Origin of the sequence: Nocardia terpenica, from assembly GCF_013186535.1 — a bacterium.
In the GTDB taxonomy this organism is placed as follows: domain Bacteria; phylum Actinomycetota; class Actinomycetes; order Mycobacteriales; family Mycobacteriaceae; genus Nocardia; species Nocardia terpenica.
Genome location: NZ_JABMCZ010000003.1, coordinates 648,701 through 672,278 on the forward strand (window position 1 = coordinate 648,701; position 23,578 = coordinate 672,278).

General features: G+C 70.6%; 25 protein-coding genes and 2 pseudogenes. 13 read left to right on the forward strand and 14 right to left on the reverse strand.

Features of this window, described 5'->3' with window-relative positions; all coding sequences use genetic code 11:
• Positions 1–235 precede the first annotated feature (235 nt).
• Positions 236–1,000, forward strand: a complete 765-nt coding sequence (locus HPY32_RS24470) for an ABC transporter ATP-binding protein (RefSeq protein WP_067593933.1) — start codon at positions 236–238, stop codon at positions 998–1,000.
• A complete protein-coding gene (locus HPY32_RS24475; RefSeq protein ID WP_067593930.1) occupies positions 985–2,559 on the forward strand; it encodes a hypothetical protein in 1,575 nt (524 codons plus the stop codon). Before HPY32_RS24470 ends, HPY32_RS24475 begins: the two co-directional genes overlap by 16 nt.
• Positions 2,560–3,215: 656 nt before the next feature.
• On the opposite strand, the pseudogene HPY32_RS46235 reads toward HPY32_RS24475, so the two are convergent.
• Positions 3,216–3,329, reverse strand: a pseudogene (locus HPY32_RS46235) (DNA-binding transcriptional regulator); the annotation flags it as partial.
• A gap of 36 nt (positions 3,330–3,365) precedes the next feature.
• Between HPY32_RS46235 and HPY32_RS24485 the strand changes: the two are divergent.
• The 3 genes from HPY32_RS24485 to HPY32_RS24495 all read left to right on the forward strand — a co-directional run bounded on the left by HPY32_RS24485 (position 3,366) and on the right by HPY32_RS24495 (position 6,637).
• Positions 3,366–4,277, forward strand: coding sequence for an epoxide hydrolase family protein (locus tag HPY32_RS24485; RefSeq protein ID WP_067596213.1), 912 nt, complete (start codon positions 3,366–3,368; stop codon positions 4,275–4,277).
• Positions 4,278–4,315: 38 nt separating this feature from the next.
• Positions 4,316–4,951, forward strand: coding sequence for a TetR/AcrR family transcriptional regulator (locus HPY32_RS24490; RefSeq protein WP_067593926.1), 636 nt, complete (start codon positions 4,316–4,318; stop codon positions 4,949–4,951).
• Between the two features lie 66 nt (positions 4,952–5,017).
• Entirely contained in the window at positions 5,018–6,637 is a 1,620-nt protein-coding gene (locus HPY32_RS24495; RefSeq protein ID WP_067593923.1) for an MFS transporter, read from the forward strand.
• Between the two features lie 36 nt (positions 6,638–6,673).
• On the opposite strand, the pseudogene HPY32_RS24500 reads toward HPY32_RS24495, so the two are convergent.
• The 7 genes and pseudogenes from HPY32_RS24500 to HPY32_RS24530 all read right to left on the reverse strand — a co-directional run bounded on the left by HPY32_RS24500 (position 6,674) and on the right by HPY32_RS24530 (position 11,290).
• Positions 6,674–7,071, reverse strand: a pseudogene (locus tag HPY32_RS24500) (NUDIX hydrolase).
• 22 nt (positions 7,072–7,093) lie between these two features.
• A complete protein-coding gene (locus tag HPY32_RS24505; protein WP_067596212.1) occupies positions 7,094–7,624 on the reverse strand; it encodes a hypothetical protein in 531 nt (176 codons plus the stop codon).
• A gap of 65 nt (positions 7,625–7,689) precedes the next feature.
• A complete protein-coding gene (locus tag HPY32_RS24510) occupies positions 7,690–8,490 on the reverse strand; it encodes a family 1 encapsulin nanocompartment shell protein (RefSeq protein WP_067593920.1) in 801 nt (266 codons plus the stop codon).
• Positions 8,487–9,500, reverse strand: a complete 1,014-nt coding sequence (locus tag HPY32_RS24515; RefSeq protein ID WP_067593917.1) for a Dyp-type peroxidase — start codon at positions 9,498–9,500, stop codon at positions 8,487–8,489. The genes HPY32_RS24510 and HPY32_RS24515 overlap by 4 nt, the downstream gene beginning before the upstream one ends.
• Before the next feature lie 33 nt (positions 9,501–9,533).
• Complete coding sequence (locus tag HPY32_RS24520) at positions 9,534–9,860, reverse strand: cupin domain-containing protein (protein WP_067593914.1); 327 nt, start codon at positions 9,858–9,860, stop codon at positions 9,534–9,536.
• Between the two features lie 144 nt (positions 9,861–10,004).
• Positions 10,005–10,487 carry a dihydrofolate reductase gene (locus HPY32_RS24525; RefSeq protein ID WP_067593911.1) on the reverse strand — a complete coding sequence of 161 codons (483 nt, stop codon included), beginning with the start codon at positions 10,485–10,487 and terminating at the stop codon, positions 10,005–10,007.
• Between the two features lie 2 nt (positions 10,488–10,489).
• Complete coding sequence (locus HPY32_RS24530) at positions 10,490–11,290, reverse strand: thymidylate synthase (RefSeq protein ID WP_067593908.1); 801 nt, start codon at positions 11,288–11,290, stop codon at positions 10,490–10,492.
• Between the two features lie 20 nt (positions 11,291–11,310).
• Here HPY32_RS24530 and cobF point away from each other — a divergent pair, with 20 nt between their 5' ends.
• Both cobF and HPY32_RS24540 read left to right on the forward strand, forming a co-directional pair.
• A complete protein-coding gene (cobF, locus tag HPY32_RS24535) occupies positions 11,311–12,057 on the forward strand; it encodes a precorrin-6A synthase (deacetylating) (RefSeq protein WP_067593906.1) in 747 nt (248 codons plus the stop codon).
• Positions 12,058–12,108: 51 nt separating this feature from the next.
• Positions 12,109–12,975: an Fpg/Nei family DNA glycosylase gene (locus HPY32_RS24540; RefSeq protein ID WP_067593903.1), complete on the forward strand. Its 867-nt coding sequence runs from the start codon at positions 12,109–12,111 to the stop codon at positions 12,973–12,975.
• A gap of 4 nt (positions 12,976–12,979) precedes the next feature.
• On the opposite strand, the gene HPY32_RS24545 is transcribed toward HPY32_RS24540, so the two are convergent.
• Together HPY32_RS24545 and HPY32_RS24550 are read right to left on the reverse strand one after the other, a co-directional pair.
• Positions 12,980–14,542, reverse strand: a complete 1,563-nt coding sequence (locus tag HPY32_RS24545; protein ID WP_082871735.1) for a carboxylesterase/lipase family protein — start codon at positions 14,540–14,542, stop codon at positions 12,980–12,982.
• A complete protein-coding gene (locus HPY32_RS24550; RefSeq protein WP_067596211.1) occupies positions 14,493–14,738 on the reverse strand; it encodes a DUF2630 family protein in 246 nt (81 codons plus the stop codon). The genes HPY32_RS24545 and HPY32_RS24550 overlap by 50 nt, the downstream gene beginning before the upstream one ends.
• Positions 14,739–14,964: 226 nt before the next feature.
• Here HPY32_RS24550 and HPY32_RS24555 point away from each other — a divergent pair, with 226 nt between their 5' ends.
• On the forward strand, positions 14,965–15,459 hold the full coding sequence (locus HPY32_RS24555; RefSeq protein WP_067593897.1) for a hypothetical protein: 495 nt from the start codon (positions 14,965–14,967) through the stop codon (positions 15,457–15,459).
• Between the two features lie 3 nt (positions 15,460–15,462).
• Here the strand turns inward: HPY32_RS24555 and pdxR are convergent, their stop codons facing one another.
• Complete coding sequence (gene pdxR / locus HPY32_RS24560) at positions 15,463–16,827, reverse strand: MocR-like pyridoxine biosynthesis transcription factor PdxR (protein WP_231951868.1); 1,365 nt, start codon at positions 16,825–16,827, stop codon at positions 15,463–15,465.
• A 79-nt stretch (positions 16,828–16,906) separates the two neighbouring features.
• On the opposite strand from pdxR, the gene HPY32_RS24565 reads away from it, so the two are divergent.
• Together HPY32_RS24565 and HPY32_RS24570 are read left to right on the forward strand one after the other, a co-directional pair.
• Positions 16,907–17,581: a pyridoxamine 5'-phosphate oxidase family protein gene (locus tag HPY32_RS24565; protein WP_067593892.1), complete on the forward strand. Its 675-nt coding sequence runs from the start codon at positions 16,907–16,909 to the stop codon at positions 17,579–17,581.
• A gap of 138 nt (positions 17,582–17,719) precedes the next feature.
• Positions 17,720–18,100 carry a PLD nuclease N-terminal domain-containing protein gene (locus HPY32_RS24570; protein ID WP_067593889.1) on the forward strand — a complete coding sequence of 127 codons (381 nt, stop codon included), beginning with the start codon at positions 17,720–17,722 and terminating at the stop codon, positions 18,098–18,100.
• A 4-nt stretch (positions 18,101–18,104) separates the two neighbouring features.
• On the opposite strand, the gene HPY32_RS24575 is transcribed toward HPY32_RS24570, so the two are convergent.
• The 3 genes from HPY32_RS24575 to HPY32_RS24585 are packed head-to-tail and all read right to left on the reverse strand — an operon-like array spanning position 18,105 to position 20,232.
• Positions 18,105–19,274: a hypothetical protein gene (locus HPY32_RS24575; protein WP_231951866.1), complete on the reverse strand. Its 1,170-nt coding sequence runs from the start codon at positions 19,272–19,274 to the stop codon at positions 18,105–18,107.
• A gap of 47 nt (positions 19,275–19,321) precedes the next feature.
• A complete protein-coding gene (locus HPY32_RS24580; protein WP_156674697.1) occupies positions 19,322–19,468 on the reverse strand; it encodes a hypothetical protein in 147 nt (48 codons plus the stop codon).
• On the reverse strand, positions 19,465–20,232 hold the full coding sequence (locus HPY32_RS24585) for a crotonase/enoyl-CoA hydratase family protein (RefSeq protein ID WP_171983040.1): 768 nt from the start codon (positions 20,230–20,232) through the stop codon (positions 19,465–19,467). The genes HPY32_RS24580 and HPY32_RS24585 overlap by 4 nt, the downstream gene beginning before the upstream one ends.
• A gap of 64 nt (positions 20,233–20,296) precedes the next feature.
• Here HPY32_RS24585 and HPY32_RS24590 point away from each other — a divergent pair, with 64 nt between their 5' ends.
• The 3 genes from HPY32_RS24590 to HPY32_RS24600 all read left to right on the forward strand — a co-directional run bounded on the left by HPY32_RS24590 (position 20,297) and on the right by HPY32_RS24600 (position 23,563).
• Entirely contained in the window at positions 20,297–20,893 is a 597-nt protein-coding gene (locus HPY32_RS24590) for a TetR/AcrR family transcriptional regulator (RefSeq protein ID WP_067593880.1), read from the forward strand.
• A 9-nt stretch (positions 20,894–20,902) separates the two neighbouring features.
• A complete protein-coding gene (locus HPY32_RS24595) occupies positions 20,903–22,522 on the forward strand; it encodes an acyl-CoA dehydrogenase family protein (protein WP_067593877.1) in 1,620 nt (539 codons plus the stop codon).
• Positions 22,523–22,798: 276 nt separating this feature from the next.
• The gene (locus HPY32_RS24600; RefSeq protein WP_067593874.1) at positions 22,799–23,563 is read left to right on the forward strand and encodes a DsbA family protein; all 765 of its coding nucleotides are present in this window, start codon (positions 22,799–22,801) and stop codon (positions 23,561–23,563) included.
• Positions 23,564–23,578 lie beyond the last annotated feature (15 nt).

Sequence of the window (23,578 nt, forward strand, 5' to 3'; positions counted from 1 at the left end):
GGGCTGCGGCTCTCGTGGTCCCGGTGGGCTGCGGCTCTCATGGTCCCGGCGGGCCACGGCTCGCATGATCCCGGCGTGCTTTTGGCCGGGATCTACCCGTGGAGGTCCGGTTGAGCGCTGGGAACGGCGGGGGTCGGGCTGTCCGGTGCGGGCAGAGGATGTGTGGTCGTTGGTAAATGGCGGGGCGGTGGCGCTTACGCTGGGTGGTTCCGGGTCGGGCAGAGGAGGGGATTCGATGGAAGCGGATGCGGTGGCATTGCGGCTGGGCGGGTTGTACAAGAGGTTCGGTGGGCCGTGGGTGGTCGACGGGGTGGGCCTGGAGGTGCCCGCGGGGTCGTTCTTCGGGCTCGTCGGGCCCAATGGGGCCGGTAAGACCACCACGCTGTCGATGGCCGTGGGGCTGTTGCGGCCGGATGCGGGGCAGGCGCACATCTTCGGGGTCGACGTGTGGTCGGATCCGGTGCGCGCCAAGGCCATCGTGGGTGTGCTGCCGGACGGGCTGGCGCTGCCCGAGCGGCTGACCGGGCGCGAACTGCTCACCTACACCGGCCTGTTGCGCGGCATGGCGCCCGCCACCGTGGCCGAGCGGACCCAGGAGCTGCTCAGCGTCCTGGAGCTCACCGGCGCCGAGAACACCCTGGTGGTGGACTACTCGGCGGGCATGCGCAAGAAGATCGGCCTGGCCACGGCGCTGCTGCACGGGCCCCGGCTGCTGGTGCTCGACGAACCGTTCGAGGCCGTGGATCCGGTGTCCGCGAGCACGATTCGCACCATCCTGCAGCGCTTCGTGAGCGGCGGCGGCTCGGTGGTGCTGTCCAGTCACGTGATGGCCCTGGTCGAGAACCTGTGCGACAACCTCGCCGTCATCGACCGCGGGCGGGTCGTGGCCGCGGGCACGGTCGGCGCGGTGCGCGGCGAGGGCACCCTCGAGGAGGCGTTCGTGCGGCTGGTCGGCGGCCGCGTCGGCGGAGACGAGGGGCTGTCGTGGTTGGCGTCCTGATCCGCATGCGGTGGCGAATCACCCTGCGCGCGTTGAGCGGTGGGGGCGCGGCCGTCGCCTTCGCGCTCGGTACGATGGTCGGCGTGCTGGTCGCGGTCGCGACCGCGGCGGGCATGGCCGCCGCCGGGCACGCCTGGGACCTGCCATCGGCGATCAATGTCGCCGCCACGCTGTACGCGGTGTGGACCATGGGCTGGCTTTTCGGCCCCATCCTGACCGGCAGCAGCGACGAAACCCTGCAGCCCGAACACTTTCGGCTGCTGCCGCTGAGCCATCGGCAGCTGGCGATCGGGCTGCTGGCCGTGTCCTGCTCCGGTCCGGCGGCGGTGGTCAATCTCATCGCCTTCGGCGGCGTGATCGCGCTGGCGGCTCAATCAGGCGTCGCCGCAACGATTGTCGCGATCGTCGGCACCGTCGGTCAGGTGGCGTTCGTGATCCTGCTGTCGCGGGTGCTGCTGGCCTGGCTCGGCGCGGCCATGCGCTCGCGCCGCGGCCGCGATCTGGGCGTCGTGCTGGCCGCCCTGGTCGGCCTGTCGTATTACCCGCTGCAACTGCTCATCACCTATATGGCCCCGCGGCTACAGCACGCCTCGCGGCCATTGGAACTCGCGCTGCGGATCGTGCCCTCCGGCTGGGTGCCGTATGCGGTCGAGGCCGCCGCGCGCGGGCAATGGTGGTGGTCGATCGCCGCCCTGGCGGGCCTGGCCGTGCTGTCGGTGCTGCTGTGGCAGGCCTGGGCGGTGCTGCTGCGCCGTCGGCTGACGGTCCCGGCGGCCGGTGGCGCAGCGGTGCGCGTCCAGGGCGCGGGTCGGCTGGAACGGCTGGTCCCCGCGACCGCGCTGGGTGCGGTGGTGGTCAAGGAGTTGCGGACCTGGTGGCGCGACAGTCGCCGCCGGGCGGCCCTGCTGCCGCTGCTGTTGATCGGCATCCTGCTGCCGGTATTCCTCTCGCTCCAGAAGGCCGGTGGCGCAGCGCCGTTCGCGGCCCTGTTCGTGGTGACGCTCGCCGTGATGGCCAGCGCCAATATGTACGGCTTCGACGGCACCGCGATCTGGCACACCCTGCTCATCCCCGGCGCGATCCGGGTCGACGTCCGCGGCCGCATGCTGGCCTGGGCGGTGGTGGTCGGGACACCGGCCTTGCTGCTGGCACTCGTCATGCCCGGCGCGACGGGCCACGCCGCCCTGTACCCGTGGGTGGTGTCGCTGCTGCCCGGCATGCTCGGTGTCGGCGCCAGTGCGGCCATCCTCCTGTCCGCGTACACGGCGTATCCGCTTCCGCCGCAACGCGGTAACCCGTTCGCCAGCGGCAACAACAACCCCGGCTGCGCCCGACTCCTGGTGCAGGCGGTGGTCACGGTCACCCAGCTGCTGGTGAGCCTCCCCGCCGTAGCCATCCTGGGAATCGGCCACTACCTGCACAACCCTCTGATCGAGTGGTGCGCCCTCCCCGCAGGCCTCGCCCTCGGCATCGCAGCCACAGCACTCGCTGCCCGCCTCGCCGAAAAGCGGGTGAACAACCACGGCCCCGAACTACTCGCGGAGGTCAGACCACGCTGATCCCGGCTACACTGCGGGAGAAGTCCGGCGAGACAATCGTTCCACCTGGGAGGGGGAGGGGTGGTGGTTTCCGTGGCGATGCCCGCGCCCGACGCAGCCTCGGCGCTGCAACCGGCATCCGATCGATGGACCGCTGCCGACCTCGACCATCTGCCCGACAACGGACTCAGGTAATGGCTCGAACGCGCGATCGATGATGCTCTACCGCCGGACTATTTCTCGATCGCGGGCGTCGGGGTGCTCATCGGTGACGACGAGCCCATCCCGGATTTGATCGTGGGTATCGGCGAGATCCCGATGGATGGCCGGGCGTACCGATCGAGCAGGTCGTTCTCGCCGTCGAGGTGGTCTCGGCCTCGACTACCGTGCAGGATCGCGTGGCCAAGCCGTATCTCTACGCCGAGGCCGGTATCGCCAACTATGGCGCATCGAGATCAATCCGTTCAAGAGCCGGCTTCCCGGCGAGTCGTTACCGGTGCTGTTCGCCCAAGTCCTCGGCGACAACGGTGAATACGAACTGACGCACCGCATTTCCGCAGGCCATTCGGCGACTCTCCATTCCCCGTTCGAATTCACCATCGACCCCGCGACTTTGTTGCACTAGTCGATCGCGTCGGTGACCCGCTGGGCCAGTGTGCGGAGGTGATCGATCAGTTCCGGAGGGTCTTGGACTCGACATGGGAAGCCGCCGTGCGCAGGCCCATGGCCACGGCGACGGCCTCGTCGTCGTCCAGCAGCAGCGGCGGCAGCGTCGCGCCCGCGCCGAGGCGGTCGGCGAGTTCCGCGCCGGACCATGTGGTTTTCATATCACTCCCTTCCGCATCGAGATCCCGCGGCAGCAGCTCGACGACCTGCGCGACCGCCTCGCCCGGGTGCGGTGGCCCGCGCCGCTGCCGGGCGACGATTGGGACACCGGGGTGCCGACCGCATGGCTGCGCGGCCTCGTCGACTACTGGCGCGACGGCTACGACCGGCGGGCGGCCGAGCGGGAACTGAACTCTCCGGTAACGGATTCCGGCTGGACCACCGAGCGCATCGCCCGCGCCTGGGACGAGCTGATGCGGCGGCTCGGCTACGACCGCTACGGTGTGCAGGGCGGTGATATCGGCGCGGCGGTGAGCCCCCAGGTCGGCCGCGTCGCACCGGATCGGGTGCTGGGCATGCACGTCAACGGCGGGCCGGGACCGCTTGCGCCCGTGCCGATTCCGGAGCCCGAACTGGCCGAGCTGACCGACGCCGAGCGCGATCAGGTGCGGCGGATCGACGCGTTCATGCGAGAGGAGTTCGGCTACATCGCCATTCAGTCCACCCGCCCGCGGACCCTCGCCTACGGCCTCGCCGACTCGCCGGTCGGTCAGCTGGCATGGATCACCGACAAGTTCCGGGAGTGGACCCATCCGCGGAACGCGCTGCCCGACACCATCATCGACCGCGACCGGCTGCTGACCAATGTCCTGCTGTACTGGCTCACCGGCACCGCCGGGTCGGCCGCGTACGTCGGCTACGCCCAGGGCGGGGCGTGGGGCCCGCTGCCGAATTCCGGAGTGCCCACGGGGGCCATCGTTTTCGCGCACGATGTCGGCATCCGCCGGTACGCGGAGACGGCCAACACGATTACGCACTGGGTGGATGTCGATCGGGGTGGTCACTTCGCGGCGCTGGCGGAACCGGAGTTGCTGGTCTGCGACATTCGGGAGTTCTTCCGCACTCTCCGCTGAAACGGCCCGCCGCGCCCGATACGGGAGAAAATGAAGCGGTGACGCATCCAGGGCCCGGTCGGCCGCGTCAGATCCTCGACGCCGCCGCGGAGCTGTTCACCACCCGCGGCTATGCCAGCACCTCCACCCGCGGTATCGCCGACGCGGTCGGCATCCGGCAGGCGTCGCTGTATCACCATTTCGCGTCCAAGGACGATTTGCTCGACGCCCTGCTCGACGAAACCGTCACCGGGGCACTGGAATTGGCGGTACGGCTGGCCGAGGTCCCCGACCCGGCCGCCGTCCGCCTGTACGCGCTGGCCCGCTTCGATGTGCACCAATTGTGCTCGGCCCGTTGGAATCTCGGCTCACTCTACTTCCTCCCGGAGGTCCGCTCCGAGCGCTTCGCCGGGTTTCGCCGTCGCCGCGACGAGCTCCGCGGCCACTACGAGCACCTGGCCGCCCTGGTGATCGCCGCCGGGCCCCGCACCGAGGCCCGCATCCTCCCGTTCCGCCTGGTCGAGAGCGTGATCAATCTGCGCTCGGACGAGGGCATCGCCCCGGCGTACGCGTGCCGCCTCATTCCGGACGCCATTCTGCCCATGATCGGCTGGGTGGGGGACGTGGACGAGGTCCGCGCCTCGGCCGACGCGCTGCTGGACCGCCTGACGCCGTCCCGGCCACCCGTACACTGAGTCCAGCGCGGTGGTACTCGAGCGGCACGGATTCGACGGACATTCCCACTATCGGCGGGAGCGACGATGACGGACGTGGAGTTCGACCCGGCCCGGCAGGGGCGCAGGCGCTGGTTCGCCCTCGCGGTGCTCGCCCTCGGCCTGGCGATGGTGGTGCTGGACGGCACCGTCGTCGGGGTCTCGCTGCCGGTGATCATTGCCGACCTGGGGCTCGATTTCACCCAGGCGCAGTGGGTCAACAGCGTCTACTCGGTCGTGTTCGCCGCGCTGCTGATCACCGCCGGGCGGCTCGGCGACCGGCTGGGGCGGCGGCGGATCTTCGCGCTCGGGGTGGTGGTGTTCGTGGCGGGCAGCCTGCTCGCCGCCGCCGCGCAGGATCCCGGCGCGCTGATCTGGGGCCGCATCGTGCAGGGCGTCGGCGGCGCGTGCGTGCTGCCGGGCACGCTGTCCACGGTGAACGCCACCTTCCGCGACCGCGATCGGGTGATCGCCTTCGCGGTGTGGGGTTCGGTGATGTCGGGGGCGGCGGCCGTCGGCCCGCTGCTCGGCGGCTGGCTCACCACCGACTACACCTGGCCGTGGATCTTCCTGGTGAACCTGCCGATCGGGCTGGTGGTGCTGGCCGGTATCGCGGCCGTGGTGCCGGAGACCCGGATGGACGGCCACGCCCCGGGGCTCGATGTGGACGGATTCCTGCTCAGCGCGGCGGGTTTCGGGCTGGTGGTGTTCGCGCTGATCGAGGGGCAGACCTACGGCTGGTGGCGGCCGCTGCGGGACTTCCACCTGCTCGGGGTGACCTGGTCGCGGCGGGCGTCGAGTTCGCCGATTCCGGTGCTGCTGGTGGTCGGGCTCGCGCTGCTGGCGTTGTTCGTGCTGTGGGAGCGGCATCGGGCGCTGGTGAAACGATCTGCGCTGCTGGATCTTTCGCTGTTCCGGCGGCCGGGGTTCCGGTGGGGCAACGCGGCCGCGTTCGTCGTCGCGCTGGGCGAGTTCGGACTGTTGTTCGCGCTGCCGCTGTTTCTGGTGAATGTGCTCGGATTGTCGCCGCTGCGAAGCGGTTTCGTGCTCGCGGCGATGGCGCTGGGCGCGTTCGTGGCGGGCGGGGCGACCGAGGGGCTGGCCCGTGCGCTCGGGCCGGTGCGCATCGTGCGGGTCGGCCTGGCGATCGAGGCGGTGGCGGTCGCGGTGACCGCGCTCGTCGTGACCGCCCACATCTCGCCGTGGCTGCTGGGCGGTCTGCTCGCCTGCTACGGCGTCGGCCTGGGCCTGGCCTCGGCGCAGCTGACCGGCACCGTGCTGGCCGGGGTGCCCGTCGCCGCGTCGGGGCAGGGCTCGGCCACGCAATCCACCCTCCGACAGGTCGGTTCGGCGCTCGGCGCGGCCGTATTGGGCGGCATCCTCTCGATCTCCCTCGGCCACCTCCTGCCGCGCCGCCTATCCGCGCTGCCCGGCATCCCCCCGCACGCCGTCGACGCGGCCACCACCGCCACCCGCGATTCCGCCGGTGGCGCGATCACCACCCTGCGCGCCCACCACATCACCGGCCCGGTGGTCGACACGCTGTCTCGCGCCTTCACCGACGCCACCCGCCTCACCATGCTCGGCGCGGCCGTCTTCCTGGCCCTCGGATTACTCGCGTCCCTGCGGATCCCGTCATCCGCCGAGAACGTTTCCCGGCTTCCGTGATCGGGGGTGGGCTCAGCCGGGACCGGGGGAACCGGGCTACCAGTCGATCAGATCCAGCTCGTGCAGCCGCTGGAACACCAACATCGACCCGGGCGCCACGCGTTCCATTGCCGCGTACTCGCTCACCGTGAAGTACCGGAGTTCGGCTACCTCGCTGGTTGGCTGGGGGTCGCCGGTGAGGTCGGCGGTGAAGCAGGTCATGTGTAGGCGGGTGCCGGGGGCTGGCCGACCGCCTCGCAGTGGAAGACGCCGAGTTCGCGGTGGGCGACCACGTCGACGCCGAGTTCCTCGCGTACCTCGCGGTGCAGCGCCTGCACCGGGGTCTCGCCGGGGTCGATCTTGCCGCCCGCCATGTAGAAGATGTCCTTCCCGGCCGAACGGGCCTGCAACAGGCGGCGATCGCGCACATGGGCCAGGGCGGAGGTGTGAATCATGCGGTGTGCCTTCCGTTCTCGATCAACGGGTGGGTGGGGCCAGCTTCCAGTGCACGTGCAGCGCGGAAGCGATCTCGGGCAGGATTGTCACGGGAATATTCTTGTGGCGCAGCATCTTCCGGATCTCGATCACCTGTTCGCGCTTGCGATGCTCGTAGGCGTTGGCGATCGGGCGGACCACCGGCGGAATGGACAGCAGTACCAGCTCGCCGTGCGGTTCGTCGCCACCGGTCACATCCAGCGCCAGCGACCAGCGGGCCCGCTCGTCGAGGGCGAACCGGGCGGCCACCACGCGGTCCCAGTCGAGGCTGGAGGCCGTCCACGGCGTGCGCCGGTGGATGACCTGGTCGGTCAGCACCACCACATCCCGCCCGAACAGCGCCACCAGCACGGCGATTCCGGCGGCCGCCCCGGCCAGCAGCCCGGTGAACACCCGGTTCACCCCGAACACGCCGACGATTACGCCGCACACGACCACCGTGGTCAGCACCCCCAGCGAGCCGTACACCAGCGCCCGTCGCCCGGGGACCACGCCCGCCCGCACCACATTCATCGATACCTCCTGCGCACCGCGCACCCACGGTACCGACTCCCGCCCGATGCCGCCGGGATGGCGGCTCAGGCACCCATCGCGACCGCGGCCTCGGCGGTGTACACCAGGAAGGTCAGGCTCTCCTGGAAGTACAGCTGCACCGTGTCCGCGTCGTGGGACAGATAGCCGATGGACAGGTCCTGGCCCAGTTGCAGATCGAAATCGCCGCCGCGCGTGGTCAGGACGAACGCGCCGTCGATCGCGGGCGCCCAGATGATCTGGCCCTCCGGAATCAGCCGCTCGATGTGGGTGCGGATCGGGTGCCCGTGGTCGGAGGTCTCGCTGACCTGGGTGTACAGGTCGGCGCTGAGCAGTACCGAATACGGCCCGTCCACACCGGCCAGCCGCAGCTCGCTCAGCGCCTGCGCGACGGCCTCCGGCGCGAGCCGCGGATCGCCGGGCTGGGCGATGGGCCGATTGGACGCGGCGGCCCGGATGCCGGTGATCTGCGCGGCCGGATAGCCCTCGAAGATGGCCCGGTCCTCGGCGTAGGCGATCTTGCGGGCGGCGTCCTTCACCGGGTCCAGATCGGTGTCCTGCGCGCCGCGCTCGACATTGTCCAGCTCCTCGCGCGAGAGCGTGAACGGCACCCGCAGCTCGACCAGCGGCGCCACCTGCCGCTGCCGGGCCAGCACGCCCGCGTCGGGCGCGGCGATGGGGGTGGTGCGGCCCAGGCCGACCGCCGAATAGTCGGTGCCGTGCGGACCGGACACGTCGACCACGCGGCGACCGGCGATGTGCCGCTTGAACGTCCGGGTCGCCTCCTCCTCGATCGCCGACCATGCCTCGGAGGTGATCGGCGCGAGTTCGCGGTGCAGGTTGTTCATGGCGTGCTCCTTTTCAACGTGCCGATACCGAGGGAACCCTCGCCCGTGGGCGGGTCCGGGTCGTCCGCCGCGGTGTCGCCGCCGGGCGGGTCCGGGAGTTCGTCGAGAAAATCCACGGTCGGGGCGAAGAACAGGGTGCCGGTGACGGCCGTGGAGAAGTCGAGGATGCGGTCGTAGGCGGCCTCCTCGCTGCCGAGGAACATGCGCGTGAGCATCCGCTCGGTGACGCTCGGCGTGGCCGCGTAAGCGACGTAGTACGTGCCGAATTCGCCGTCGCGGACGCTGCCGAACGGCATGTTGGCCCGCAGGATCTGCCGCTCGGTGCCGTCGGGATCGACCAGGGTGTTCACCGCGACGTGCGAGTTCGCGGGCTTGTCGGCGTCGGACAGCTCGAAGTCGTCGAGCTTGGTGCGGCCGATGACGCGCTCCTGCTCCCGCGTCGGCAGCGCGTTCCAGGCGTCCAGGTCGTGCAGGTACTTCTGCACGACCACGTAACTGCCACCGGCGAATTCGGGATCCTCGGCGCCGACCAGCGCCGCGCTTGCCGCGAGCCGACCCTCCGGATTCTCGGTGCCGTCGACGAAGCCGAGCAGATCGCGCTGCTCGAAATAGCGGAAGCCGACCGTCTCGTCGACGATGGTGGCCGCGCCCCGCAGCCGGTCGGCGATCGTCATGGCCAGCTCGAAGCAGGCGTCCTGGGCGTCGGCCTTGAGGTGGAACAGCAGGTCGCCCGGCGTGGCGGGGGCTCGGTGGCGCTCGCCCGCGTAGCCCGGGAAATCGTGCAGCTCAGCCGGTTTCGGCCCGGCGAACAGGCGGTCCCAGGCGGCGGAACCGATGCCCACGATGCAGTGCAGGTCGGCGCCGGGCACCCGGAAACCCACCGAGCGGCGCAGGCCGGGCAGGTCGGCGAGCAGATCGCGGGCCACGGGCTCGCCGCCGTCGTCGATGGTGACGACGAGGAACATCGCGGCCCGGCTGAGCGGATCGAGGATCGGCTGCGACTCACCCATGATCAACAGGGTACGGGGCGAGTCCGACTTCCCCTACTTCGCGACCGTCAGCAGGAACGCCACGTCGTCGATGGCCTTCACGCTGTGCCGGGCGGCCGGGATCACCAGCAGGTCACCCGGGGAGCCCTTCCATTCGTGTGCGCCGGCGAGCAGCACCAGCGTGCCGGTGAGCACCTGCAGCGTGGCCTCGCCCGGATTCTCGTGCTCGGCGAGGCTCTGACCGGCGGTCAGCGCGATCACCGTCTGCCGCAGGCTGTGCGTGTGACCGCCGTAGATGGTCTGCGAACTGCGACCGCTGCTGGCGGATGCCGCCATTCTGAGTTGTTGGCGGGCCACCGCGGTGAGCGATTTCTTGTCCATGGACAACCCTTTCACCGTCTCGGCCGAGGCGGACTGTGAGCGCGGGCGGATAGTCGTGAGTATGCCGGAGGAACACCGCGAGATCGGGTGTTTTGCCGAGGTACCCGCGCCCACCGGGTGTTTCGCCGGTGCGGCCGTTCCGGATCAGCGCAGGTAGCGCAGCCAGCGGTAGCGCAGCCCGCTCGACGACAGCTGCCACGGGGTCTCGGAGTCGATGCGCCACCGCGGCCCGATCTCCGGCGCCCAGGCATCGCCCGGCACCTCGGCGTCCACCTCGGTGACCATCAGTTCGGTCGCGTGATCCATTGCGGCCCGGTAGATTTCGCCGCCGCCCATCACCCACACCAGGTCGGCGGCCGCGAGCGCGAGCGCCTCGTCGAGCGATCCGGCGCGTTCGGCGCCGTCGGCGGCCCAGTCCGGTTGCCGGGTGACGACGATATTGCGCCGCTCGGCCAGCGGGCGGAATCGCGGCGGCAGGGAATCCCAGGTGCGCCTGCCCATCACCACCGGATGCCCCACGGTGACGCTCTTGAAGTGCGCCATGTCCTCGGGCACCCGCCACGGAATCGCGTTGTCGGCGCCGATGACTCCCGCCGGGGTCTGCGCCCAGATCAGTCCGACCCGCATCGCTACACCGCGACCGGGGCCTTGATGGCCGGATGATGCTGATAGCCCACGATCTCGACATGCTCGTAGGAGTAGTCGAACAGCGTCGGCGCGGGATGCAGGCGCAATTGCGGGAACGGATACGGCTCGCGGGTCAGCTGCTCGCGCACCTGCTGCACGTGATTGTCGTAGATGTGGCAGTCGCCGCCGGTCCAGATGAATTCGCCCGGAGCCAGTTCGGTCTGCTGCGCGACCATGTGGGTGAGCAGCGCGTAGCTGGCGATATTGAACGGCACCCCGAGAAACAGGTCCGCGCTGCGCTGGTACAGCTGGCACGACAGCTTCCCGTCGGCCACATAGAACTGGAACAGCGCGTGGCACGGCGCGAGCGCCATCCGGTCCAGATCGGCCACGTTCCAGGCGGACACCAGCATGCGCCGCGAGTCCGGATTGTTGCGCAGCGTGTGCAGCACCTGCGCGATCTGGTCGATGTGGGTGCCGTCCGGCGTCGGCCACGACCGCCACTGCACGCCGTACACCGGCCCGAGTTCCCCGTTGTGGTCGGCCCATTCGTCCCAGATGGTGACCCCGTGCTCGTGCAGCCACTGCACGTTCGAGTCCCCCCGCAGGAACCACAGCAACTCGTACACGATCGACTTCAGATGCACCTTCTTCGTGGTGACCAACGGAAACCCCGCCGCCAGGTCGTACCGCAACTGATACCCGAACAGACTCCGCGTCCCGGTCCCGGTCCGATCCGATTTCGGCGTCCCATCCTTCAGCACGCGCCGCAGCAGGTCCTCGTACTGGGTATCGATCACCATGACTGGCAAGCTTACGTGTCGTGCGGAAGCTCTTCGTGATCGGAATCGGGGCCGGGGATCCCGAGCAGGTGACCGTGCAGGCGGTCAGGGCGCTGCGGGGGGTGGATGTGTTCTTCGTGATCGGGAAGGGGGAGGCGAAGCGGGAGCTGGTGGATGTGCGGGGGGCCATTCTCGCGGCGCATGTGGATCATCCGTACCGGGTGGTGGAGGTTGCCGATCCGCCTCGGGAGCGGGAGGTGTCCGGTGCGGATTATCGGGGGGTGGTGGAGGACTGGCATGAGCGGCGGGCCGGGTTGCTGGCCGAGGCGTTCGATCGGGTCGACGGGGTGGGGGCGATTCTGGTGTGGGGGGATCCGTCGCTGTACGACAGCACATTGCGCATGGTGGAGCGGGTTCGTGCGGGTGGGCGGTCCTTCGAGCTCGAGGTGATTCCCGGGATCACCAGCGCCCAGGCCCTTGCCGCGCGGCATCGTATCGTGCTGCACGACATCGGGGAACCCGTGCACATCACCACCGGCCGCCGCCTGCGGGAGGAGGGCCTGGGGTCCGGCTGTTCGACGCTGGTCATGCTGGACGGCGAATGTTCCTTCACCACCGTCTCCGATCCGGATGTGCACATCTGGTGGGCGGCCTATCTCGGGCTTGCGGACGAAACCCTCATCGAGGGGCCGCTGCACGAGGTGCGAGATCGGATCGTCCGGCAGCGCACCGAACTTCGGGAGCGGAAGGGCTGGATCATGGACATTTATTTGATGCGTCATATCTGAGGGCGCCGACGATCTCCGCTGGTTGTCGGTGTCGGCCGGTAGGCTGCGACTGTGCCCGAGCTCCCGGAGATCGTTGCGCTCGAGCGGTTCCTCGCCGAGCATGCGGTGGGCGCGGTTGTCGGGCGGGTGGATGTCGCGGCGCTGAGCGTGCTGAAGACATTCGATCCGCCGGTGACCGCGCTGTCCGGTCGTGATGTCACGGGGGCCGGGCACTGGGGCAAGCATCTGGGAATGAATTGCGACGGGCTGTGGCTGATCACCCATCTGTCCCGCGGGGGCTGGCTGCGCTGGCTGGACGAGCCCGCCGCCACGCCGCCGAAACCGGGGAAGGGGCCGCTGGCGCTGCGGGTGCACTTCTTCACCCCGCAGGGCGCGACCCCGGCCTTCGACCTCACCGAGGCCGGGACCAAGAAGCGGCTCGCGGTGTGGATCGTCGAGGACCCGAACACCGTCCCGGGCATCGCGCGGCTCGGGCCCGACGCCCTGGAGATCACCGAGGAACGGTTCGCCGAGGTGTTGCGCGGCACCTCGCAGCGGCTCAAGACCGCGCTCACCGACCAGGCCCTGCTCGCCGGGATCGGCAACGCCTACTCCGACGAGATCCTGCACACCGCCAAGCTGTCCCCGTTCGCCACCGCGAGCGCGCTCGCCGCCGACACGGTGGCACAGCTGTACGCCGCGATGCGGTCGGTGCTCACCGACGCGGTCACCCGATCGGTCGGTCAGGACGCGGCCCGGCTCAAGGGCGAGAAGCGATCCGGCCTGCGGGTGCACGCCCGCACCGGCCTGCCCTGCCCGGTCTGCGGCGACACCGTGCGCGAGGTCGCCTACGCCGACAAGTCCTTCCAGTACTGCCCCACCTGCCAGACCGGCGGCAAAATCCTCGCCGACCGGCGGATGTCCCGCCTGCTCAAGTAGCCGATCAGGTCAGCGCCGGAACCCGAACCCCTTCCCACGCAACCCTTTTCGCCCGATCTGGATCCACCTCCACCCGGGCCGGGTAGTCGATGATCCGGGTGCCGCGCCGCCGCTCGGAATACTCCGGCCAGGTCGGCAGCGGCCGCCCGGTGCGCGCGAATGCCAGCCAGTTGTCCTGGAATTCGCGCTGCACGGCGAGGAATCCGCGATACCCGCCCGCCGTCGCCATCGCGCGCCCGACCGGGGTGTCGACCCAGCCGAACACCGGGACCAGCTCGAGCGCGTGGGTGGCGCCGAAACCGCTCAGCCGCAGCGCGCGCGGCGCGAAGTCGTAGCGGTAGGCATAGGTCGGCGCGTGCCGGGAGTGCGCCTGGGCCACCGCGACCGTGGGCCGCCAGAACACGAAGTCCCCGCCCATCCGCGTCGCGGCCCGCCGCGCCGGATAGCCGGGATACGTTGCCGCCACCCGCTTTTCGAGGGTGTCGTCACCGGATCGCGACAGCGCGAGGCGCAGTTGCTCCGCCGTGGTCGGCACCGTCGGGTCGAACCGCGCGAACAGCGTCCCCTCGCTGCGATTGGTGCCGATGATCAGCGGCAGCCGCTGCGCGGTCCCGTCGGCGAACGCCTCGATCGGCGCGCGGGGCAGGAACTCGCCGTCGACGACCGGCGCGATGGGAAAGCTGCCCGGCTGCCGCCGCAGCACGCGGTCGATGGCTCGACCCACCGCCCGGCGCAGATCGTTCGCGCTCGCGACGGTCAGCGCCCGCGCCGCGTCTCCCGTTGTGGCACCGAGGTTTTCGATACAGAGCCGCGCGAAGATCCGGGCCTGGTCCGGGCTCAGCGCCCAGTCCGCCGGGGCGCTCTGCGCGATCCCGCGCCGGAACAGCCCCGCGGCCGCGGGCGTGGCGAACAGGCTCAGCACCGCATTCGCGCCCGCGGATTCGCCGAAGACGGTGACATTGTCCGGATCGCCGCCGAACGCCGCGATATTGCCTCGTACCCAGGTCAGGGCGGCCACCTGGTCCCGCAGCCCGAGATTGCTGTCGAAAGACCTTCCGGTGGTGGAGAATTCGCTGAAATCGACGTAGCCGAACGCGCCCAGCCGGTAGTTGATCGAGACCACGACGACGTCGCCGCGCACCGCCAGCCGCGCCCCCGAATACAGCTCGACCGCGGAGGTGCCGATGACATACCCGCCGCCGTGCACGAACACCAGCACCGGCCGCGGCGCCGACGACGGCTCGACCGGGGCGGTGACATTCAGCGTCAGGCAGTCCTCCCCGGTGGGCTGCAGGGTCCGCACCCCGATCCGCGCCCCCTCCCGGTGCTGCACGGCCGCGAAGCCGAAGCCGGTGGCGTCGCGCACCCCGGACCAGGGCGACACCGGCTGCGGCGCCCGCAGCCGCAGCTCCCCGACCGGGGGAGCCGCGTAGGGAACCGACCGCCAGCGCGCGACGCGGCGGCCCCGGCGACCGCGCAGGACACCGTCCGCGGTCGCGACGTCGATCGTCGGCACGCTACTGCAGGTATCCCTCGACCTGTTTCGGCGAGTTCGCCTGCGCCTCATCGGGATCGGAGCCCTGATCGATGCGTGCCCGGCGCTGCCGCAGCAGATCCCAGCACTGATCCAGCATCACCTCGAGATCGGCCAGCCGGGCCCGTTCGGTCTCCGGATCCAGCTCTCCGCTCGCCGCCTTGGCCCGCAGCGCGTGCTCCTGCCCGACCAGTTCCTTGATCCGCCCGAGAACGTCCTGTTCGGTCATGGGGTCCATGCTACGGCGCAGCGGTGGCCCGCCCACCGAGGTTTGCCGACCGGTTCCGGACAGAAAATTCGGAGCTCGCGACGAGGCGGGAGCGGCCGCCCGGCGCGGTCCGATACGTCCGTATTCCGAATCCGCGGGGAGAGATCAGTACAAGCCCCGAAATTCCTTGTCCCCCGCGAACTTCCCCCGCGCGGCTACAGTATCTCTCGAAGGGGAGGTATTCAAAATGAAGACTTCACGAAGGCGACAACGGGTCGGGGACATCGTCGAACGAGCACGCTTCTACCGCAGCGTCTGCGGGCTGCCCTGCCGCGCGGACGCGAACTCCGGGCGGATCGTGCTGCAGGCGGGGGATATCGGGGCGGTCACGCTGCCCATGTCGCTGGGGGAGCAGGTCCACGAGCGGCTGACCGCGGCGGGCGCGGCGGGCCCGGTGATCGGGCACGACACCGATCGATGGACCCTGCTGACCAGGCCGCACGGGTACGGGGGCGACATCGTGCTCGCCGCGGAGCTGAACGCGTTCAATGTCCAGCTGGTCCCGCCCGGGGCCACGGTGCTGCTGCCGTCCACGCTGGACGATCCGAGCGGCCGGATCCGCTGGGTCGCGCCCCCGCGCGACGACTTCCGGCCCGCGATGGACGCCGTGCTCGACACGCTGGACTACGTCCTGGACGTGCGGCGCGACCGGATGCGGCTGGCCTACCACAGCCATCTGTGACGGCTAACCGCCGGCGAGACAGTCCGCGGTGATCCGTACCGCCGTCGCCAGTTCGGCGTGCGGTAGCGCGGCGTAGCCCAGCGGGATACCGAAGGTGTGCCGCGCACCGGAGTGGTGGCGGCCCAGGCCGTCCAGCAGCACACCCCGGCGGCGGGCCGCGGCGATCACCCGCGCCTCGGCCGCCGCCGACGGCAGCGGCACCAGCAGGTGCGAGCCCGCGTCGTCGCCGATGACGGCCAGCCCGTGCCCGCGCAGCTCGGCGACGACCAGCGCGCGGCGCGGCGGCATCTCGCGCCGCAGCCGCCGCAGGTGCCGGGCCAGATCGCCGTGCCGGGCCAGCTCGACCACCACCCGCTGCGCCGCCGCGGACGGGTCGGTCCCGGTCGACTCCCGGTGCGCCAGCACGGCTTTCGCGATCTCCGGGGAGCCGACCAGCCAGCCGATGCCGAGCGTCGGGGTGAGGATCTTCGACGTGGTGCCCAGGTGCACCACCACATCCGGGGCGAGCGTCGCCAGCAGCGGCAGTGGCGCTGTGTCGTACCGCAATTCGCCGTCGTAGTCGTCCTCGATGACGACAGCGCCCGTGCGGCGGGCGAATTCGACGAGGGCGACGCGGCGCGCGGCGGGCATCCGGCTGCCGAGCGGAAACTGGTGTGCCGGAGTGCAATACACCGCCCGCACATGCGGCGGGAGCAGATCCACGCGCAGGCCGTCCCCGTCCACCGGCACCGGCAGCACCCGCATCCCGGCCGCCCGGAACGCGCCCACCGCGCGCTGATATCCGGGTTCCTCCACGGCCACGGCGTCGCCGGGGCGCAGCAGCGCCGAGGCGAGTTCGCCGACGGCCGCGCTGGCCCCGGCGGTCGCCAGCACCACGGTGTCGCTGCCCGCACCCAGCCCGCGATGGCGCAGCAGGTGTTCGGCCACCGCGGTGCGGTAGTCCGGGTCGCCGCGCCTGTCCTTGCGCGCCAGGGGAATTCGATCGCTCGCGGCGCGCCAGGCCCGGCGCCACGCGGCGCGATCGATCGCCTCGGTGCAGGGCGCGCCGGGCTCCAGGTCGAGCAGGTCGCGTTGCGGGTCCGGGTCGGCGGCCGCGGCGGGGGTCCCGGGCGTCGGCGCGGGTGCGGCGGTGAGGTAGGTGCCGGAGCCGTGCCGCCCGGTGAGCCAGCCCTCGGCGTGCAACTGGTCGTAGGCGGCGGTGACGACTGTGCGGCTCACGCCGAGGCGGGCGGCCAGGGCGCGCGAGGACGGCAGCCGGTCGCCGCCGCGCAGCCGCCCGGCGGTGGCGGCGGTGCGCAGGCCGGTGGCGATCTGGACGGCGAGCGGTGCGGTCGCCGATCGGTCGATGAGCAGTGTCAGGTCGTCCACGCTGATCCCAAAAGTGGTCTCTCAATTTTGCCGTTAATTGGCCATTCCATAGTGCCAATCCAGGATAGAGGCTGGTGATATGACCGAGACAGTGTCCACTCGTGCCCCGCTCTCGCCGACGCCGCGCAGCACCCTCACTCGCCTTCGCGAGCGCGCCGCCTCCGACCGTGCCGCACTGGACGCGGTGCTGGATGCCGGTCTGATCTGCCATGTCGGCGTGCTGATGCACGGCGCGCCGGTGGTGCTGCCCACCGCGTACGGCCGCCTCGGCGACACCCTCTACCTGCACGGCTCCACCGGCTCCGGCAATCTGCGGGCGGCGCTCACCGGCGACGTCTCGGTGTCGGTGACCCTGGTCGACGGCATCGTCTACGCCCGCTCGGTTTTCCACTTCTCGATGAACTACCGGTCGGCGGTGATCCACGGCCGTCCGGTCGAGGTCACCGACGAGCGGGAGCGGCTGCGGGCCCTGCGCGCCATCGTGGAGCACAATGCCCCCGGCACCTGGGATTACGTCCGCGGACCGAACAAGAAGGAGCTGGCCGCCACCGTGGTGCTGTCGCTCGATCTCACCGAGGCCTCGGTGAAGTCCCGCACCGGCGCGCCCGGCGACGAGCAGGACGACCTGAGCAGCCCGAGCTGGGCCGGAGTCCTGCCCGTGCACCAGTTCTTCGGCACCCCGATCACGGCCCCCGACTCGATCACCGAGCAGGCCCCCGCACACGTGATCGCCCGCGTCGCCCCCGCTTCCTGACCGCCCACCGTCCGGCATCAGGGGTGTGCGGGGCCCGATCCTCGTCTACGATTTTCGCGTTTGCCCCGAACAGGGCATTTGCTGAATAATTGCCGCCGTAGTCGACGGTCGGGGAGCCCCGGTGGGAGGAAGTAGCGGATGCCGTATGCCGCGCTAGGTCTGGTCACCCTGTGTCTGTGGGTGTTCTGCCTGATCGACGTGATCATGAGTCCCGAGTCGGAGATCCGGCAGCTCCCCAAGGCGCTGTGGCTGATCATCGTGATCATCCTGCCGACCATCGGCGCACTGCTGTGGTTGCTGATCGGCCGCCCGGTGAACTACCGCTCCCGCCCCACCTCGACCACCCGGTATCCGGAGTACGACCGCCCCGGCCGCCACGTCGCCCAGAACCCCGAGGACGACGAGGAATTCCTGCAGCGACTGCGCGAGCGCGCGGAGTCGCAGCGCCGCGAGGCCCGGCGGCAGGAGGAGGCCCGGCAGGCGGAGCAGGAGCGGCGCCGCCAGGCGGGCGAGCCCTAGCCGATCACCACGCCGTGGCCGTCACCTCCACCCGTGCCAGCGCCGCGAACGCGAGATCCCTTAGTGCCGTGGCCGATTCGATGTGGTCCGGGTCCAGGCCGATCAGTGCCAGGCTGTAGGTGGATGCCGTGCGTGACAGGTAGGCGGAGAGGCGGGTGCGGGGGAGGCGTCGCAGGCCGGGATGGATGGCTCGCGCGGTGACGCCGGTGCAGCGGTGGGAGCCCAGTCGCGACAGCGAGGCCGGTAGGGCGCCGATATTGGAGCACAGCACATCTCGCTCGCCCGCGCCGCGAGACAGGGCGTGCGCCAGGCGGTCCGGAAGGACCTGGAGCAGTTCCTCGGGCAGGCCGCCGGGGCTGGTCATTCGGGATTCGTAGGCGGCGCGGCACTTCTCGCGCAGTGTCGCGGGGGTATCCGAGCGGGTGACCGCGACCTCGGTCATCGCCATGTCGTTGTCCACCCGCAGGTCGTCTCGGGTGTCGACCGGCAGGCTGGCGACGATGGTGTCGGCGGGAAATCCGCTGTCCCACAGCATGGTCGCGACCAGGTAGACGAACAGGCTGTTGACCGTGCCGCCGTGCGAGGTGGCGGTCAGCTCCCAGTCGGCCGCCGGAATCTGCAGTACCGCACCGCAAGTCGTGACGGCCGACGTCTCCCGGGGTGCGGGAGTGGTGGGGCGCTCGGGAATACCGTGCCGCAGTGCTCGCGCGGTGCCGCCCAGCACGGTCGCCCACTGCCGCCGGGCATCGGCCCAATCCGACTGTGCGACCGGGTGTTCGGCCCAGGTGCTGCCGGTCAGCGCCCGGTCCACCGCGATCGCCAGGCCGTGCCCGTCGGCGAGGGCGTGCGAACAGGTCAGCGACACCACCGATCCGCCGTCCGCCAGCGCGGTCGCCGACAGCCGCCAGCCGGGGCCGAACTCCGGATCCAGGTCGAACCCCTGCGCATCGGCCCACGTCAGCAGCTCGCCAACCGGCAGCGGCCGCTCCGCGACCCGCAACTGATGCGCGCTGCTATTCGGCCGCCAGGACGGCCGCGCCCCCGGCACCCGCGGCCGCACCACCCGCCGCCCCAGCGGCCCGGTCCGCAGCGCGGAATGAATGTCCGCCAACACCTTCCGCTCCACCCGATCCGCAGTACGCCACAGCCCCTGCAACACAACCGGCGTCCCCATCCCCCGATGCGACCGCAAAAAGATCTCATCCACCACACTCAACCGCCTCATATCCGCACCTCACCACTGCCGACGAATACGGGGGTTGAATCGACGAACACGGCGGTCGAGCCGCCGAATGCGGCGGTCAGGCCGACGAGCGTGGCGGTCGGGCCGACGAATGCGGCTGTCGGGCCGACGAACACGGTGGTCAAGCCGGGGTGCCGTGGCGGCCGGCGCCTGAGGCGAAGCGTCGGGCACCGGCTAGTGCGCCGTCGGTGTCGGCCAGGGCGGTCAGGCCGTGGCGGTATTCGTTGCGGAGCGCGGACTCGGTGTCCAGGCCCTCCTGCTCAAGGGCGGACATGCGGTCCGAGCGCAGGCAGGTTTGTGGGAGGGCGGCCAGTTCGGCCGCGAGTTCCTCTGCGACACGGCGGGATTCGCCCGGCGGCACGATCCGGTTCACCAGGCCGATCTGCAGGGCCTCGGCCGCCCCGACGGCGCGGCCGGTGAGGATCATGTCCATGGCCCGCCCGGCGCCGACGATCCGCGGCAGCCGCACGGTGCCGCCGTCGATGAGCGGCACGCCCCAGCGCCGGCAGAACACCCCGAAGGTGCTGTCCTGCTCGGCGACTCGCAGATCGCACCACAGCGCCAGCTCCAGCCCGCCCGCCACCGCGTACCCGGCGACCGCGGCGATCACCGGCTTCGACAGCCGCATCCGGGTCGGCCCCATCGGGCCGTCGCCGTCCTCGGCGAGCGTGTTGGAGCGTTCGGTGCCAAGGGCTTTCAGGTCGGCGCCGGCGCAGAAGGTGCCGTTCGTGCCCCACAGCACCGCGACCGCGGCGGCCGGGTCGGCATCGAACTCGCGGAACGCGTCGGCCAGTGCCCGCGCCGTGTCCCCGTCGACCGCATTGCGGGCCTGCGGCCGGTCCAGGACCACGGTGAACACCGGGCCCCTGCGTTCGATTCGTACGGTCACCCCCGGAACCATACGACGTAAACGGGGTCTTGCGTCAAGAAATGAACCGTGATTCACTTCTTGCATGGCCTACCGCAGGACCCCGGCCGTTCAGGCCCGGCTCGACGCGCAGGTGGGTGCGATCGTGCACGCCGCCATGAAAGTGCTGTCGCGCGAGGGGTTTTCGGGCCTGTCGGTGGCGGTGGTCGCCGCCGAGGCGGGCGTGGCCACCGGCACCGTCTACAAGCGCTTCACCGGCAAGGCCGAACTGGTCACCGCGGTGTTCCGGGAGGTCGTCGGCCGCGAGGTCGCCGCCGTCGCCGCGGCCGGGACGACCGGCAGCGCCGTGGAGCGGGTCACCGCCGCGGTGGAGACCTTCGCCGGACGCGCCCTGAAGAACCCGAAGCTGGCCTACGTGCTGCTGGCCGAGCCGGTGGACGCCGCGGTCGACACCGAGCGCCTGCGTTTCCGCCGCGCCTTCGCCGAGGTCTTCGCGACCGCGATCGCCGAGGGCATCGCCGACGGTCAACTGCCGCCGCAGAATCCACGCACCAGCGCCACCGCCCTGGTCGGCGCCATCGGTGAGGTCCTGGTCGGGCCGCTCGCCGAGGCGCTGCAGAGCGAGTCGGTGGTGCCCGAACTCGTCGCCTTCGCGCTGCGCGCGCTCGGTCTGCACGAATAGGAGTCACCCATGCCCACGCACGATGTGTTCAACCAGGTTCCGCCGCTCGCGCCGTTCGACTTCTCCCGGAACCCGGCCCTCGTCGAGGGCCTGCACCGCGAGGGAGCGGGCTGGGCCGAGGCCGAGGTGCGCGAATTGGGCGTGCTGGCGGGCGGTGTCGAGGCCCAGGAGTGGGGGCGGGTGGCCAATGCGTACCCGCCGGTGCTGCACACCCACGACCGGTACGGGTATCGGGTCGACGAGGTGGAGTTCCATCCCTACTGGCACGAGCTCATGCGCGTCGCCGTGGCGCACGGCCTGCACGGCACCCCGTGGCTGGACGACCGGCCGGGCGCGCACGCGGCCCGCGCGGCGAAGTTCGCCACCTGGGGCATCGCCGACGCGGGGCACATGTGCCCGATCTCCATGACCTACGCGGTGATTCCGGCGCTGCGGCACAATCGCGAGCTGTCCGCCCGGTACGAGCCGCTGTTGGGTTCGCGCACCTACGATTTCGGCCTGCGCGAGCCGTCCGGCAAGGCCGGTCTGATCGCGGGCATGTCGATGACCGAGAAGCAGGGCGGCTCCGACGTGCGCGCGAATACCACCACGGCCACACCGCATTCCGACGGCACGTACCGGATCGTCGGGCACAAGTGGTTCACCTCGGCGCCGATGTCGGACCTGTTCCTCACCCTGGCGCAGGCGCCCGGCGGCCTGTCGTGTTTCCTGCTGCCGCGCGTGCTGCCCGACGGCACCCGCAATGCCCTACGGCTGCAACGGCTCAAGGACAAGCTGGGCAACAAGTCCAACGCCTCCTCCGAGATCGAGTACGAGAACGCCGTGGGCTGGCTGGTCGGCCAGGAGGGCGCGGGCGTGAAGACCATCATCGAGATGGTGAACATGACCCGGCTGGACTGCGTGATCGGCTCGGCCACCGGCATGCGCGCCGGGGCGGTGTTCGCGACGCATCACGCCCGGCATCGGGAAGCCTTCGGCGCCAAGCTGATCGACCAGCCCGCCATGCGCAATGTGCTCGCCGATCTGGTCATCGAGTCCGACGCCGCGACCACGGTCATGATGCGGCTGGCCGGGGCCACCGACCGGGCGGCGCACGATCCGGCCGAGGCGGCGCTGCGGCGGATCGCGCTGGCGGTCACCAAGTACTGGGTGTGCAAGCGGGCGCCCGCGCACGCGGCCGAGGCGCTGGAATGCCTGGGCGGCAACGGATATGTCGAGGATTCCGGGATGCCGCGGCTGTTCCGCGAGTCGCCGCTGATGTCGATCTGGGAGGGCTCGGGCAATGTCGCCGCGCTGGATGCGTTGCGCGCCATGGGCCGTCAGCCCGAGACCGTGGAAGCGTATTTCGACGAGGTCTCGCTGGCCCGCGGCGCGAACCGCCACCTGGACGACGCGATCGACCGCATCGGCAAGGAATTCACCGACCTCGGCGACATCGAATACCGCGCCCGCCGCCTGGCCGAACTCATGGCCCTCGTCCTGCAGGGCGCCCTCCTGGTCCGCCACGGCCACGCCGCCGTAGCCGACGCCTTCTGCGCCAGCCGCCTAGGCGGCGACTGGGGCATCGCCTTCGGCACGCTGCCCACGGGGTTGGACGCCACAGCCATCCTCGAGCGCGCCTACGTGTAGCGAATCGGAGCGAGATCGATCACAATTCGGGGTCGATTCAATGGTGGCTCGGGCCGGGCGGTGCGGCTCCGCGCATGCGGACGCCCCGCCCCGTCGGGCGCGTGACCAGCGGGAGCCGGGGGAGAACCCGCAGGTAGATGAATTATGAACTAGTCGAGCAGGACTCCCGAGACCGAAATCGGATTCGAGTTTTCTCAGGTTCACCGGAGATCATGTCGCGCGGTCGCCGGGCTCACGAGGGCCGGTGCGCAATGGCCGACGGAGACGGGAAGGCGTGTGAATCCAGAGGTGAACAAGAAGGCGAATCCGGTGGCGGCGGCACAGCGGGCCGACCGGAACCGAAAGGTCGGGCTGCAGGTGGCCGTGGCCGCCGTGCTGGTCGCGTTGATCGCGGGGATCGGCATCAGCGTGGCGATGAAGAAGTCCAGCGCCGAGGACGTCGGCCCGGTGCCGAGCCTGGCGGGACAGCAGGCCGCGACCATCACCGACACCGGCGCGATCCGGATCGGCAAACCCGACGCCAAGGTCACCGTGCGGGTGGTCTCCGATATGCAGTGCCCGGCCTGCCGGATGTTCGAGACCGCCAACAGCAGGGTGCTGCAGGACGAGGTCGACAAGGGCACCGCCGCGGTCGAATACAACATCGTCGCCTTCCTCGACGTGATGTCGTCGGGCACCCGGTACTCCTCGCGGGCGGCGAACGCGGCCTACGCCGTCGCCGAATCGGATGCGTCGAAGTTCCAGGCGTGGCTGGCCGCGATGTACACCGCGCAGCCGAAGGAGGGCGGCTTCGGCCTCACCGACGAGCAGATCATCCAGATCGCCAAGGACGCCGGATACACCGATCCCGCCGTGGCCCAGGCGATCACCGACAACAAGTACGACCGCTACGTGCAGAAGATCACCAAGGACGTCTCCGAGAGCGGCGTGAACGCCACCCCGTCGGTGTGGGTCGACGGACAGCAGGTGCGGACCCAGCAGGCCATGTTCGCCCCGGACGGCCTGCGCGCGGTGATCGACGCGGCGGCCGCGGGCCACTGACCCCGGTCCCCGCGC

What these genes read in the sequence shown, in the direction of transcription:
- HPY32_RS24530 (WP_067593908.1), bottom strand. Translation starts at nt 11,290, where the DNA reads ATGGTGATCGATACCCAGTACGAGGACCTGCTGCGGCGCGTGCTGAAG.
- HPY32_RS24505 (WP_067596212.1), bottom strand. Translation starts at nt 7,624, where the DNA reads ATGAATGTGGTGCGGGCGGGCGTGGTCCCCGGGCGACGGGCGCTGGTG.
- HPY32_RS24510 (WP_067593920.1), bottom strand. Translation starts at nt 8,490, where the DNA reads ATGAACAACCTGCACCGCGAACTCGCGCCGATCACCTCCGAGGCATGG.
- HPY32_RS24495 (WP_067593923.1), top strand. Translation starts at nt 5,018, where the DNA reads ATGACGGACGTGGAGTTCGACCCGGCCCGGCAGGGGCGCAGGCGCTGG.
- HPY32_RS24520 (WP_067593914.1), bottom strand. Translation starts at nt 9,860, where the DNA reads ATGGACAAGAAATCGCTCACCGCGGTGGCCCGCCAACAACTCAGAATG.
- HPY32_RS24545 (WP_082871735.1), bottom strand. Translation starts at nt 14,542, where the DNA reads ATGAGGCGCAGGCGAACTCGCCGAAACAGGTCGAGGGATACCTGCAGT.
- HPY32_RS24515 (WP_067593917.1), bottom strand. Translation starts at nt 9,500, where the DNA reads ATGGGTGAGTCGCAGCCGATCCTCGATCCGCTCAGCCGGGCCGCGATG.
- HPY32_RS24525 (WP_067593911.1), bottom strand. Translation starts at nt 10,487, where the DNA reads ATGCGGGTCGGACTGATCTGGGCGCAGACCCCGGCGGGAGTCATCGGC.
- HPY32_RS24555 (WP_067593897.1), top strand. Translation starts at nt 14,965, where the DNA reads ATGAAGACTTCACGAAGGCGACAACGGGTCGGGGACATCGTCGAACGA.
- HPY32_RS24470 (WP_067593933.1), top strand. Translation starts at nt 236, where the DNA reads ATGGAAGCGGATGCGGTGGCATTGCGGCTGGGCGGGTTGTACAAGAGG.
- HPY32_RS24590 (WP_067593880.1), top strand. Translation starts at nt 20,297, where the DNA reads ATGGCCTACCGCAGGACCCCGGCCGTTCAGGCCCGGCTCGACGCGCAG.
- HPY32_RS24575 (WP_231951866.1), bottom strand. Translation starts at nt 19,274, where the DNA reads ATGGGGACGCCGGTTGTGTTGCAGGGGCTGTGGCGTACTGCGGATCGG.
- HPY32_RS24550 (WP_067596211.1), bottom strand. Translation starts at nt 14,738, where the DNA reads ATGACCGAACAGGACGTTCTCGGGCGGATCAAGGAACTGGTCGGGCAG.
- HPY32_RS24570 (WP_067593889.1), top strand. Translation starts at nt 17,720, where the DNA reads ATGCCGTATGCCGCGCTAGGTCTGGTCACCCTGTGTCTGTGGGTGTTC.
- HPY32_RS24595 (WP_067593877.1), top strand. Translation starts at nt 20,903, where the DNA reads ATGCCCACGCACGATGTGTTCAACCAGGTTCCGCCGCTCGCGCCGTTC.
- HPY32_RS24565 (WP_067593892.1), top strand. Translation starts at nt 16,907, where the DNA reads ATGACCGAGACAGTGTCCACTCGTGCCCCGCTCTCGCCGACGCCGCGC.